The following is a 12,378-nucleotide window of genomic DNA, read 5'->3' on the forward strand; positions in this document are numbered from 1 at the left end:
GTTTTGGGTCTCCTTACTCAAGCAGTATGTCGACAACGAACCGGACATTCACTATCAGTCAGCGGCGGAAGAGATCGCTTGGGTGCGCGAAAATATGGGTGGGGTCGAGGAAATTTTTTCTAACACGTCGACACTCGATGAGACATGCAAAGAATTGCGAGCATTACGGCCATCCAACTCAGACCAGTATTGGTCACGCTGGCGTCAGCAGCAGGGGCTCAGTTAATTCCCTAATGAGGACCCTGTTGGAGTTCCATCTTCGGTGCCCTCTGAATCCCGATTATCGGCAACTGTTTCCGAGTCCCTATCGTCCGGGAGCATCTGGATGGCTTCGATGAGACTAGCGTGGTATCGCCAGCAGGGACGGCATCGTGGATCCGCAACGTTGTGAGGCGCATTGAGGATCCGTTCGCAGAGCCATTGGTAGGCCAGTCATGCAAGGCGCTTTCCGCGCTGGAGGAAGCAAACGCGTTGAAGTATTGGGGCCCACCGAGGTAGTTCCCCGGCCGGATCAATAATCCCTAGCTGCCCCCTAGATCTTGGCGTCCCGCCCCTCCCAGTACGGGTCGCGCAGCTTGCGCTTATACAGCTTGCCGTTGGGGTCGCGGGGCATCTCGGCGATGTAGTCGATCGACTTAGGCAGCTTGAACTTCGCCAGCCGCGCCGCCGCGTACTCCATCAGCTCGGCGGTCAGCGCGTCATCGCCCACCACGCCGTCGGCGGGCTGCACGACGGCCTTGATCGCCTCGCCCCAGTCCTCGTCGGGCACCCCGAACACCGCGACGTCGAGCACCTTCGGGTGAATGATCAGCTCGTTCTCGATTTCGGCCGGGTAGACGTTGACCCCGCCGGAGATGATCATGTTGGTCTTGCGGTCCTGCAGGTACAGGTAGCCGTCCTCGTCGAGGTAGCCGACGTCGCCGACGGTGAACAGGTCACCGGCGCGGTTTTCGGCGGTCTTCTTTTCGTCATTGTGGTAGGCGAAGGTGGAGCCGCCCATCTGCATGTAGACGGTGCCGACCTCACCGGCCGGCAGCTCGTTGCCGTCGTCGTCGAGCACCTTGACCACCGAATACGGCCAGGCCTTGCCCACCGAACCGGGGTGGGTCAGCCACTCGGCGCCGCTGATCTTGGTGCCGCCGCCCTCGGTGGCGGCGTAGTACTCGGTGATCACCGGGCCCCACCAGTCAAGCATCTGACGCTTGACCTCGGGCGGACACGGCGCAGCGCCGTGGATGATGTTGCGCAACGAGGACACGTCGTAGCGCTCGCGCACCTCGGCGGGCAGCGCCAAAAGCCGACGGAATTGGGTCGGCACCATGTGACTGTGGGTGACCTTGTGCTGCTCGATCAGCGCCAGCATCTCTTCGGGGTCCCACTTGTCCATCAGCACCACCTTGTGGCCCAGCTGGATGGAGATCGATGAGAAGTTCAGCACGGCAGTGTGATACAGCGGCGAACCACAGATGTGTACGTGGTTGTCGAACGGCAACAGGTCATAGAGCGCGAAGAAGCCGGCCGAGGCGACCGGAACCGCGTCGGGGTCTGCGCCGGTCAGCGGGCGCTTGACGCCCTTGGGCTTACCGGTGGTACCGGAGGTGTAGAGCATCGCGGCGCCCATGGTGCGCACGTCGGGCCGGGTCGCCGGCTCGTCGGCGCCCAAAGCGGACAGCGGGGTGAACCCCTCGATGTCGCCGACGGCGAACCGCCCCTGCGCGGGCAGGCCGGCCTCGTCCGCGGCGATCTTGGACGCTTCAGCGAAACGTTCATGAGCGACAACAACTTTCGCGCCACTGTCGGAAAGGATGTAGCCGATCTCCGGACCGGTCAAGTGCCAGTTGATGGCCACGATGTAGAGCCCGGTCTGCATGGCGGCGAAGTACACCGCGAGCGTGTCGACGATGTTCGGCAGCACCATCACCAGCACGTCGCCGGGCTCCAGACCCATCGCCTGCAGGCCGCGGCCGTAGCGGTCGGCGCGAGCAGCCAGTTCCCCGTAGGTCAGCTGACCACCGTGGACGTCGACCACGGCGACGGCGTCGGGGGTGTCACGGGCAATGTTCCACAGGCCGGCTTCACTCATTCGGCCAATCTAGAACGCGTTCTAGTCTGCCCGCAAGGTGGGACCAGCGCCGCGCGCCGAACCGAACTAAACCAGCGAGGCCAGCTGCTGAATCTGCTCGGCGCTGCGTCCGGTGACCACCATCGTGGTGACGCCGGCGGCCTCCCACACCTTGATCTGCTTACGGACGTAGTCGACGTCGCCCACGATCGCGGCGTCGTCCACCAGCTCGTCGGGGATGATCTCGCCGGCCTTGTCCTTTTGTCCGCTGCGGAACAACTTGGTCACGTCGTCGACAACCTCGCCGTAGCCCATCCGGCGGTAGACCTCGGCGTGGAAGTTGGTGTCCTCGGAACCCATGCCGCCCATGTAGAGCGCCAGGTAGGGCTTCATCGCCGCGAACGCCGCGGCACGGTCGGAGGTGATGACGATATTGGCCGTCGCGCAGATCTCGAAGTCTTCGCGGGTGCGCCGCGCTCCGGGCCGCGCGAAGCCCTCGTCGAGCCATTCGTTGTACATGTCGGCCAGCCGCGGGGCGTAGAAGATCGGCAGCCAGCCGTCGGCGATCTCGGCGGCCAGCGCGATGTTCTTCGGGCCTTCGGCGCCGAGCATCACCGGGATGTCGGCCCGACGCGGGTGGGTGATCGGCTTGAGCGCCTTACCGAGCCCGGTGCTGCCCTCACCGCTGATCGGCAGCGGGTAGTGCGGGCCGGCGCTGGTCACCGGGGCCTCGCGGGCCCACACCTGACGCAGGATGTCGATGTACTCGCGGGTGCGGGCCAGTGGTTTGCCGAAGCGCTGGCCGTACCAGCCCTCCACCACCTGCGGCCCGGACACACCCAGGCCCAGGATGTGGCGGCCACCGGAGAGGTGGTCCAACGTCAAGGCGGCCATCGCGCAGGCCGTGGGGGTCCGTGCCGACAGCTGCACCACCGAGGTCCCCAGCCGAACCCGTGACGTCGACGAGCCCCACCAGGCCAGCGGTGTGTAGGCGTCCGAACCCCATGCCTCGGCGGTGAAAACCGAGTCGAAGCCTGCGTCCTCGGCCGCGGCTACCAGTTCAGCGTGGTTGGTCGGCGGCTGCGCGCCCCAATATCCGAGTTGCAGTCCCAGCTTCATCCTTGGCTCCTCGCTTGCCTGCTTGCCACCATTGTTAGAACCTGTTCTACTCGATGCCGTGACTGCCAGCCAAAGCAACCGCGCGCAGATCGATGAGCATGAGCCACCCCTCTCTGCGCCGCTGAAGTTGTCCTTCGACTACACACGTTCAGTCGGCCCCGTTCTCGGCGCGTTCTTCACCGCGCTGCGTGAGCGCCGCATCGTCGGCGTACGTGGTTCCGACGGTCGGGTGTACGTGCCGCCGGCCGAGTATGACCCGGTCAGCTACGCACCGCTCACCGAGATCGTACCGGTGGCCAGTGTCGGGACCGTGGTGTCGTGGTCTTGGCAGCCGGCCCCGCTGGAGGGCCAACCGCTGGACACCCCATTCGCCTGGGCGCTGATCAAACTTGACGGTGCCGACGTGCCGTTGCTACACGCGGTGGCGGCCGAAAGCCCCGACGCCATCAGCACCGGCACACGGGTGCACGCGCACTGGGCCGACGAAACCGTCGGCGCCATCACCGATATCGCCTACTTCGCGATCGGCGAGGAGGCCGAGCCGGTAGCCGACACCACCGACGAGCGGGACCCGGTCACCATGGTGGTGGTTCCGACCAGCATCGAGATCCAGCACAGTGCCTCGCGCCCGGAGAGCGCTTACCTGCTGGCACTGCAGGAAGGCAAGCTGCTCGGCGCCCGTACCGGCGAAACCGGCAAGGTGTATTTCCCTGCGCGCGAAGCCGACCCAGCCACCGGCTTGCAATTGGACAACTTCGTCGAGCTGCCCGACAAGGGCACGGTGACCACGTTCGCCATCATCAACATCCCGTTCGCCGGGCAGCGCATCAAGCCGCCGTACGTGGCCGCCTATGTGCTGCTCGACGGCGCCGACATCCCCTTCCTGCACTTGGTGTCTGACATCGACGCACACGAGGTGCGGATGGGTATGCGCGTCGAGGCGGTGTGGAAGCCCCGCGAGGAGTGGGGTCTGGGCATCGACAACATCGAATACTTCCGGCCCACCGGCGAACCGGACGCCGACTACGACACCTACAAACACCACCTGTGAGGGGCAGCATGACGCAACGCGATGTCGCGGTGGTGGGCTTCGCCCACGCCCCGCACGTTCGCCGCACCGACGGCACCACCAACGGCGTCGAGATGTTGATGCCGTGTTTCGCTCAGTTGTACTCCGAGCTGGGAATTGCCCAGACCGACATCGGCTTCTGGTGCTCCGGTTCCTCGGACTACCTTGCCGGACGGGCCTTCTCGTTCATCTCGGCGATCGACTCGATCGGCGCGGTTCCGCCGATCAACGAGTCCCATGTGGAGATGGACGGTGCGTGGGCGCTGTATGAGGCCTACATCAAGGTGTTGACCGGCGAAGTCGACACCGCGCTGGCCTACGGCTTCGGCAAGTCCTCGGCCGGCCAGCTGCGCCGGATCCTGGCCCTGCAGACCGACCCCTATACCGTCGCGCCGCTGTGGCCGGACTCGGTCTCGATCGCAGCACTGCAGGCCCGGCTCGGCTTGGACGGCGGCCAGTGGACGCCCGAGCAGATGGCCCGGGTGGCGCTGGACTCGTTCGCGGTCACCGACCGGGTGGATTCGGTGGAGTCATCCGCCAACCTCGACGAACTGCTGGAGCGGCCGTTCTTCGCCGACCCGCTGCGCCGGCACGACATCGCGCCGATCACCGACGGCGCCGCCGCGATCGTCCTGGCCGCCGGCGACAAGGCCCGCGAACTGTGCGAAAACCCCGCTTGGATCACCGGTTTCGAGCACCGTATCGAGTCGCCGGTGCTGGGCAGCCGGGATCTGACCCGCTCCCCGTCGACCACCGTCTCGACGCGCGCCGCCACCGGTGATGACATGCCCGCGGTGGACGTCGCCGAGATCCACGCGCCGTTCACCCATCAGCATCTGATCCTGACCAAGGCGATGCGGTTGCCGTCGAAGACGAAGGTGAACCCGTCCGGTGGTGCCCTAGCGGCCAATCCGATGTTCGTCGCGGGCCTGGAGCGCATCGGCTTTGCGGCCCAACACATCTTCAATGGTTCGGCGGGTCGGGTGCTGGCGCATGCCACCAGCGGCCCAGCGCTGCAACAGAACCTGGTCGCGGTGATGGAAGGACGCAACTGATGGGCCAACTCGCTGCGGTGCTGGGCACCGGGCAGACCAAGTACGTCGCCAAGCGCCAGGACGTCTCGATGAACGGCCTGGTGCGTGAGGCCATCGACCGCGCGCTGGCCGATTCGGGCTCCACGTTCGACGACATCGACGCGGTGGTGGTCGGTAAGGCACCGGACTTCTTCGAGGGCGTGATGATGCCGGAGCTGTTCATGGCCGACGCCGTGGGCGCCACTGGCAAGCCGCTGATCCGGGTGCACACCGCCGGTTCGGTGGGTGGGTCGACCGCGGTCGTGGCGGCCAGCCTGGTGAAGTCCGGCAAGTACCGGCGAGTGCTGGCGATGGCCTGGGAGAAGCAGTCGGAGTCCAACGCCATGTGGGCGCTGAGCATCCCGGTGCCGTTCACCAAGCCGGTCGGGGCCGGCGCCGGCGGCTATTTCGCCCCGCACGTGCGTGCCTACATCCGCCGTTCCGGAGCGCCGAACGACATCGGCGCGATGGTCGCGGTCAAGGACCGGCTCAACGGCGCCCGCAACCCGCTGGCGCACCTACACCAGCCCGACATCACCGTGGAGAAGGTGATGGCGTCCCAAATGCTGTGGGACCCGATCCGTTTCGACGAGACCTGCCCGTCCTCGGACGGTGCTTGCGCGATCGTGATCGGAGACGAGGCCGCCGCACAGGCCCGGATCGACGCGGGCGAGCCGGTGGCCTGGATCCACGCCACAGCGCTGCGCACCGAGCCGTTGGCGTACTCCGGGCGCGACCAGGTCAATCCGCAGGCCGGCCGGGACGCCGCTGCCGCGCTGTGGAAGGAAGCCGGGATCACCAGCCCGATCGACGAGATCGACGCCGCGGAGATCTACGTGCCGTTCTCCTGGTTCGAGCCGATGTGGCTGGAGAACCTGGGCTTCGCCGCGCCCGGTGAGGGTTGGAAGCTCACCCAGGCCGGCGAGACCGCGATCGGCGGGAAGCTGCCGGTGAACGCCTCGGGCGGGGTGCTGTCGTCCAACCCGATCGGTGCCTCGGGCATGATCCGGTTTGCCGAGTCGGCAATCCAGGTGATGGGCAAGGCCGGCGACCACCAGGTGCCGAACGCCCGTAAAGCGCTGGGCCACGCTTACGGCGGCGGCTCGCAGTACTACTCGATGTGGGTGGTCTCCTCTGACAAGCCAGCCGACAAGCCCGCCAACTGAGAGGACGACCCGCATGAACGCAGATCACCCCGCCCACGTCGCCGGTAAGCGCTCCCGTGACGCGGTAGCAGCCCGCGACAAGGAAGCCTGGCTGGCCAACTTCGCCGACGACGCGATCGTGCAAGACCCGATCGGGCCGTCGCACTTCGACCCGGAAGGCAAGGGTCACCGCGGCCGTGACGAGATCTCGGCGTTCTGGGACAAGGCGATCGCCCCGACCGACAAGATCGAATTCAACTTCTCCGACAACTTCCAGTGCGGCGATGAAGAGGCCAACACCGGCAACATCACCATCACCATGGGCGGCCACCAGATCGTCACCGAGGGTGTGTTCACCTACCGGGCCAACGAAAAGGGTGAACTGGTCGCGCTGCGGGCCTACTGGGAACTGGACCGGGCTGCGGCGACGGCGAAGCCGGTTTGATCAGTCCAGCGCCAGCACGTCCCGCAGCGCCTCATCGACGGCCTGCATCTCCCCTGTAGCGAGCCGTCCAACGAACTCTCCGTGACACTGCTGCGGATCGATCACGGTGAGCTGCTCGACCGTCACACGCGTTCTGGTGCCGTCGATCTCGATCTCCGGCCGAAACGATGCCGCACGCCGGCCCGTCGACGTCGGCGCGACAACCCACGTGGACAGCGGCAGATCGTCGGACTGTACGACGACCGCGTAGCGGGGACCAGACCGCTCATGACCATGGACGTTCTTGGGCGCCTCCAGGCGATACAGGTCACCACGCACGGATGGGTTAGACAAGCCCCACAGGCTGGCCGAATGATTGAAATTCAGCCACCGTCGCGCCGGCCGACTCGAAAAGCTCGCCAATTTTTTTGACATCATCGGGCGTAACCGGTGCCTTAATTGCCTTCTCATACGCGCAAGATTGGGCAATCACAGCCGCTTCAATGCCGCAGCCGAATTCCGATTCTGCGCCATATAATCCGGATTTATCTCCATAGTTATACGGGACACCTGCAGTGTAGAGGCCATCTCTGGTCATAAAGCTACTCGGCGATACATCTTTTCCGACGACCCAGACAACTTTCCCGCCTCGCTCCTCAACCTGTGGACGATGAAAAGAACCCGGCTGACTATCATCGATGATAACCTTCCCGCTCAAGTCAATTGGCCGCCCGAGGCGTTGCTCTTCTGCGCAAAGATCAATTACAGATGTGATCGCCGAGACAATAATATTTGAAGCCTCAAGCACATCGATCACGCCGTCGTGGATCTGGACATTTAGGGTCGATTCATCGTCCAAAATATCGCGTAATCTACTAACCCGCGTATCAAAAGTATGGATCCTCACATCGGGAAGTACATGCCGTATTGTTGATATGGTTGACCAGCCGATAGATCCCGCTCCACCAATTACGCCTATCACACCGTCGAATTTTGCACCGATCGACGGAACTTCGAGAACTTTCCGTACGGTCTCCGCAATTAAATGCACCGTACCACCATGGCCTGTAGTTGTGGTCCGCTGGTCAGCACCTTCTATTCCAGTCAGAAGGCTTCCGAATTTTGTAATCTGCGGCAACAGCGCTCCGAGCCCTATGACTGATGCACCCAGTCCATGGTGTGAAAACCTTACAGACGCTTCGAGCGCTTTATACCCGACCGCCAAACGGTCGGCCTCGTTCACGATGTCGACATTCATGTCTTGATACAACGGAGCTATGACGAGCGCTCCCCGCTCTGCAGCCTTATCGCTTCTCGTGTATGTATCAGAGATGAACGGGGGCAATCCAAATTGACTACGCATACGCATCTCCGGCGAGACGTAGAAATTACTTGTCGCGAGCGGAAAATGATAACGGGATTCGCTTTCATATTCATCGTTATCTGCTTTGTGCGCACGCCTTGTGACCATAAATACACGCTCGACACTTTCGATGCCAGATGTACCATTAAAGTTCCTATAGATATCGTCAATAAGAGCCGCACCCGTTTCATACGCGCGGTGAACGAAGACAGGATCAGCGTCTGTCTCGGCCAAAATCGCATCTCGCAATTGAACCATGCGAAAATGGGAAGCCTTCTCCGAAAACTCGCAGAATTCGGGCACTCCCGTCCAAGGACCGCCCAGAGACTGAAGATGTCGATCGAGTTGCAAGCTCTGACTTGTCATATACGCTCCTTTATTACATGAGTTATCGCAGCCGTGATGACAGTCGCGGATAGCATCGCGGCATGCTTTTTACCAAGCTCGTTCCCGGCAGCTAGGAATTTTGCGTGGAGAAATTGGTACGAAGGCGTCGACTTCCGTTCCGATTTCCTCGCTTTTTCCGTCGGACCTCAGCGAAACCGCAAAGACGCTGTCGATCGGGCCACCCGGGACATCCTCGACCGGCGCCGTATACGCCCGGAACGCCGCCTCGGCGAATCGACAACTGCCCTCGTAGGCATCGTGAACGGCACCGGGGTGTGAATTGGTCGTCGTGGTTATCGGATCATCAAGTTGCCCGAATACCCGTCGGGGAACCATCTGCCCGTAGTCACGCGGTCCTACCAAGACCCGCCCTTGGACTCCAAACAGGCCGCCAACGCGGCACGTTCTTGGGAGTGCGCATGTTGCTATGAACTCCTCATTTGTCCCGCACGATCATTCGATCTCTGGGTCATCACGCCGAAGTGGCGGCGAATTGTCTTCCGCTGCAACAATTCCCGCGATGCCATCACTGAGTAGCGCCACCCCCCTCAGCACATGCATGTACAGCCTCAGCCCGAAGTCGCGAATATCAAGCCACGGAAACACGCCACCCCCTCGCCCGGCATGCGAGACAGACGAGCCGCGTCACGCGGTTCCCTACTGCTGGCCCCGCGCCTGGCGCAGCTGATGTGCGCGAATCTCGGCCTCTTCGGCCGCAACGCGCTTCTTCTCCGCACGCTTCTTGACGTCTTGGTAGATGAAGGCCCCGCTTGCAAACAGCCCGAGAACGGCGAGCACATAGAAGATGGCCGAGCCGGTGCCCATACCGATTAGGAAGAGAAAGAGACTCCCCGGGATCAGTAGGGCGGCCTGCGCCCGCGTCTTGTCTTTCCGTGAAAACTGCGGGTCCAGTAAGCCCATGGCTTGATTTCTCCTCTTCAGGTAGTCAACAGTCGTCTAGAGATGCCGAAAAGTGCACTGCGGTCCTGAGGCTAACACGAACAGCCATCTATAGATGGTCGACCTGGCGGATTGGCCTCGGCATGTTTCGGGGGTGCCAGAGTCCGCCATTGAACGCGAGCTGGCCGAGGCTCTGGGTCGGACATTGGCGGAATTGCGCCAAGAGCGAGGCTTGACACAGGAGACTGTCGCCGAGGCCGCGGGGATCAGCCGCAACCACTACCAACTGTTGGAATACGGACTAGGCAAACGCGACGGGCGAAAGCCCGCGAACCCACGCCTGTCGACACTGGTCGCGCTCAGCGAAGTCCTCGGCACCACGGTGCCTGCGTTGATCAACACGGTATTCCGGTCAAGCGCAGAACACCGCCAGACTGAAAGCTAGCGGGAAATCCCCACTGCCCCAGGCGATGCGGTCACAAGCCTGACCGCTCGGCCGCCCATGCAGCTCACTCCGGCGTAACCGGCTCCATGCCTTCGCGGTAACGCTGCGCGAGATCCCGGTAGTACGGCGGATTGGCGTTAATCCACACCTCGGCGCCGGTTCCCGCGATCGGGCCCTTGACCACGGCGGGTGAGCCGGTCACCAGTACTCCGTCGGGGATCTTGGTCCCGGCGAGCACCATCGCGCCGGCCGCGACCAGGGTGCGGCTGCCGATCACCGCGCCGTCGAGCACGGTGGCGTGGTTGCCGATCAGCGCCTCTGCACCGATGTTGGCCCCGTGAATCAGACACATGTGGGCGATCGTCGCCCCCGGGCCGATGTCCACCGGCACCCCCGGCGGCACGTGCAGCACCGAGCCGTCCTGCACGTTGGCACCCTCGCGCACCACGATGGGGGCGTCGTCGGCACGCAAGATGGCGCCGAACCACACGGAGGCTCCGGCTTCGATGGTGACGTCACCGATCAGCGTGGCGGTGGGAGCGACGAAGGCGGTGGGGTCGATCCGGGGCGAGCGACCATTGAAGGAGAACAGCTGCATCGTCCACATATACCAGGGACCAAAGACCCCGAACCAGCAGGGTTTATTGCGCAAACAGGTGTCAAAACTGTAACGTGTTCTAGTTAGAAGCAGAGGGTTGGAGGCAACAGGTGAGCACTGACAACGCCGAGGTCGGCGTCCGCCACATCGATACCGGCACGCTGCCGGATCGCTACGCCCGGGGCTGGCACTGCCTGGGCCCGGTGAAGGACTTCCGGGACGGCAAGCCGCACTCCATCCACGCGTTCGGTGCCAAACTGGTGGTGTTCGCCGACTCGCGCGGTGACCTGCACGTGCTCGACGCCTACTGCCGCCACATGGGCGGCGACCTGAGCCGCGGCGAGATCAAGGGCGACGAGGTCGCCTGCCCGTTCCACGACTGGCGTTGGGGCGGCGACGGCCGCTGCAAGCTGGTGCCCTACTCCAAGCGGACTCCGCGGGTTGCCCGCACCCAGTCCTTCCCGACCGACGTGCGCGGCGGGCTGCTGTTCATCTACAACGACCCGGAGGGCAACCCGCCGCCGGACGAGGTGCGGATCCCGGAGATCCCGGAGTGGTCCAGCGGCGAGTGGACCGACTGGCGCTGGAACTCCATGGTGATCGACTCCAACTGCCGCGACATCATCGACAACGTCACCGACTTCGCGCACTTCTTCTACATCCACTACGGCCTGCCCACCTCGTTCAAGAACGTCTTCGAGGGGCATATCGCCTCGCAGTACCTGCACAATGTCGGGCGTTCCGACGTTCCCGGGCTGGGCACCAGCTACGGCGGTTCGGAATTGGACTCCGAGGCTTCCTACTTCGGTCCGTCGTTCATGATCAACTGGCTGCACAACAGCTACAACGGTTTCAAGGCCGAGTCGATCCTGATCAACTGCCACTACCCGATCAGCCAGGACCAGTTCCGGCTGATGTGGGGCGTGATCGTGCAGAAGCCCAAGGGCCTCGACGACGCGACGACCGAGAAGATCGCCGATGCCATGACCGACGGCGTCAGCAAGGGCTTCCTGCAGGACGTCGAGATCTGGACGCACAAGAGCCGCATCGAGAACCCGCTGCTGGTCGAGGAAGACGGGGCGGTCTACCAGCTGCGCCGCTGGTACTCGCAGTTCTACGTCGACGCCGCCGACGTCACCCCGGAGATGACCGATCGCTTTGAGATCGAGATCGACGCGACGGTGGCCAACGAGAAGTGGAACGCCGAAGTCGCCGAGAACCTGCGGGTACAGGCCGAGGAAAAGCACGCAGCGAAAGCCGCCGAAACCGTTAACGCAGAGTAGGTCTGGCATCATGGCCCGCGAGGTTCCCGACGCCGGCGAGCTGGCCCGGTCCATGCTGATGTTCTACGGCCCGCACGACGACCACGGCGAGCACGGCGACTCCCCCGACGACGGGCCCGACACCCGTTACTCGCGGCAACCGCTGTTTCCGGTCGACCCGGAACGCTACGAGGCGATTCGTGCTGCGACCGAACGGGATACCGACCGCTATCTGCATTCGGGCCTGATGCCGGTGGAGTGTCGGCACTGCACCGCCACCGTCGAGGTGAAGAAGCTGGGCCCCGGATACACCTCGGTGCAATGGAATTCGGCAGCGGTCAAGCAGTGCGCGTACTTCGCCGCCGAACGCGAGGCCGGTCACACCAGCAGCCGTAGCCGCGGCTGCCCGAAGCTGGCGAAGAGCATTTCGCACGCGGTCGCCGAGGGCCACCTGGAGGAGCGATCCAGCGCTCCCCCACCCGGCGACGGCATCGACTGAGCCCCACCTACGCGAGCGTGCGTGTCCCCGGC

General features: G+C 63.7%; 13 protein-coding genes. 7 read left to right on the forward strand and 6 right to left on the reverse strand.

Annotated features, from left to right (window positions below; genetic code table 11):
* Positions 1 to 532: 532 nt before the first annotated feature.
* Positions 533 to 2,083 (reverse strand): acyl-CoA synthetase, encoded by a 1,551-nt coding sequence (locus ABW16_RS18105; RefSeq protein WP_047320569.1) that lies wholly within the window; start codon positions 2,081 to 2,083, stop codon positions 533 to 535.
* A gap of 66 nt (positions 2,084 to 2,149) precedes the next feature.
* Positions 2,150 to 3,181 (reverse strand): LLM class F420-dependent oxidoreductase, encoded by a 1,032-nt coding sequence (locus ABW16_RS18110; RefSeq protein ID WP_047320570.1) that lies wholly within the window; start codon positions 3,179 to 3,181, stop codon positions 2,150 to 2,152.
* Between the two features lie 58 nt (positions 3,182 to 3,239).
* On the opposite strand from ABW16_RS18110, the gene ABW16_RS18115 reads away from it, so the two are divergent.
* Genes ABW16_RS18115 through ABW16_RS18130 form a run of 4 tightly spaced genes read left to right on the forward strand, consistent with a single transcriptional unit; the run spans position 3,240 to position 6,913 of the window.
* Positions 3,240 to 4,232: a Zn-ribbon domain-containing OB-fold protein gene (locus tag ABW16_RS18115; protein ID WP_047320571.1), complete on the forward strand. Its 993-nt coding sequence runs from the start codon at positions 3,240 to 3,242 to the stop codon at positions 4,230 to 4,232.
* An 8-nt stretch (positions 4,233 to 4,240) separates the two neighbouring features.
* Positions 4,241 to 5,305, forward strand: a complete 1,065-nt coding sequence (locus tag ABW16_RS18120) for a thiolase domain-containing protein (protein ID WP_047320625.1) — start codon at positions 4,241 to 4,243, stop codon at positions 5,303 to 5,305.
* Positions 5,305 to 6,489: a thiolase domain-containing protein gene (locus ABW16_RS18125; RefSeq protein ID WP_047320572.1), complete on the forward strand. Its 1,185-nt coding sequence runs from the start codon at positions 5,305 to 5,307 to the stop codon at positions 6,487 to 6,489. Before ABW16_RS18120 ends, ABW16_RS18125 begins: the two co-directional genes overlap by 1 nt.
* A 13-nt stretch (positions 6,490 to 6,502) precedes the next feature.
* On the forward strand, positions 6,503 to 6,913 hold the full coding sequence (locus ABW16_RS18130; protein ID WP_047320573.1) for a nuclear transport factor 2 family protein: 411 nt from the start codon (positions 6,503 to 6,505) through the stop codon (positions 6,911 to 6,913).
* Here the strand turns inward: ABW16_RS18130 and ABW16_RS18135 are convergent, their stop codons facing one another.
* From ABW16_RS18135 to ABW16_RS18140, 3 genes are all read right to left on the reverse strand, one after another.
* Complete coding sequence (locus ABW16_RS18135) at positions 6,914 to 7,246, reverse strand: type II toxin-antitoxin system PemK/MazF family toxin (RefSeq protein ID WP_230987254.1); 333 nt, start codon at positions 7,244 to 7,246, stop codon at positions 6,914 to 6,916.
* Positions 7,239 to 8,621 (reverse strand): hypothetical protein, encoded by a 1,383-nt coding sequence (locus tag ABW16_RS26075; protein WP_131721518.1) that lies wholly within the window; start codon positions 8,619 to 8,621, stop codon positions 7,239 to 7,241. The genes ABW16_RS18135 and ABW16_RS26075 overlap by 8 nt, the downstream gene beginning before the upstream one ends.
* A 678-nt stretch (positions 8,622 to 9,299) precedes the next feature.
* Positions 9,300 to 9,563, reverse strand: a complete 264-nt coding sequence (locus ABW16_RS18140; RefSeq protein WP_047320575.1) for a hypothetical protein — start codon at positions 9,561 to 9,563, stop codon at positions 9,300 to 9,302.
* 94 nt (positions 9,564 to 9,657) lie between these two features.
* Between ABW16_RS18140 and ABW16_RS18145 the strand changes: the two genes are divergently transcribed.
* Positions 9,658 to 9,987: a helix-turn-helix domain-containing protein gene (locus ABW16_RS18145; RefSeq protein WP_082134185.1), complete on the forward strand. Its 330-nt coding sequence runs from the start codon at positions 9,658 to 9,660 to the stop codon at positions 9,985 to 9,987.
* 64 nt (positions 9,988 to 10,051) lie between these two features.
* Here ABW16_RS18145 and ABW16_RS18150 read toward each other — a convergent pair whose 3' ends face one another.
* Positions 10,052 to 10,585: a gamma carbonic anhydrase family protein gene (locus ABW16_RS18150; RefSeq protein ID WP_047320577.1), complete on the reverse strand. Its 534-nt coding sequence runs from the start codon at positions 10,583 to 10,585 to the stop codon at positions 10,052 to 10,054.
* A 110-nt stretch (positions 10,586 to 10,695) separates the two neighbouring features.
* Here ABW16_RS18150 and ABW16_RS18155 point away from each other — a divergent pair, with 110 nt between their 5' ends.
* Positions 10,696 to 11,868 carry a Rieske 2Fe-2S domain-containing protein gene (locus ABW16_RS18155; RefSeq protein WP_047320578.1) on the forward strand — a complete coding sequence of 391 codons (1,173 nt, stop codon included), beginning with the start codon at positions 10,696 to 10,698 and terminating at the stop codon, positions 11,866 to 11,868.
* A 10-nt stretch (positions 11,869 to 11,878) separates the two neighbouring features.
* Complete coding sequence (locus ABW16_RS18160; protein ID WP_047320579.1) at positions 11,879 to 12,346, forward strand: hypothetical protein; 468 nt, start codon at positions 11,879 to 11,881, stop codon at positions 12,344 to 12,346.
* Positions 12,347 to 12,378: the final 32 nt, after the last annotated feature.

The organism is Mycolicibacter heraklionensis (assembly GCF_001021505.1).
Taxonomy (GTDB): Bacteria; Actinomycetota; Actinomycetes; order Mycobacteriales; family Mycobacteriaceae; genus Mycobacterium; species Mycobacterium heraklionense.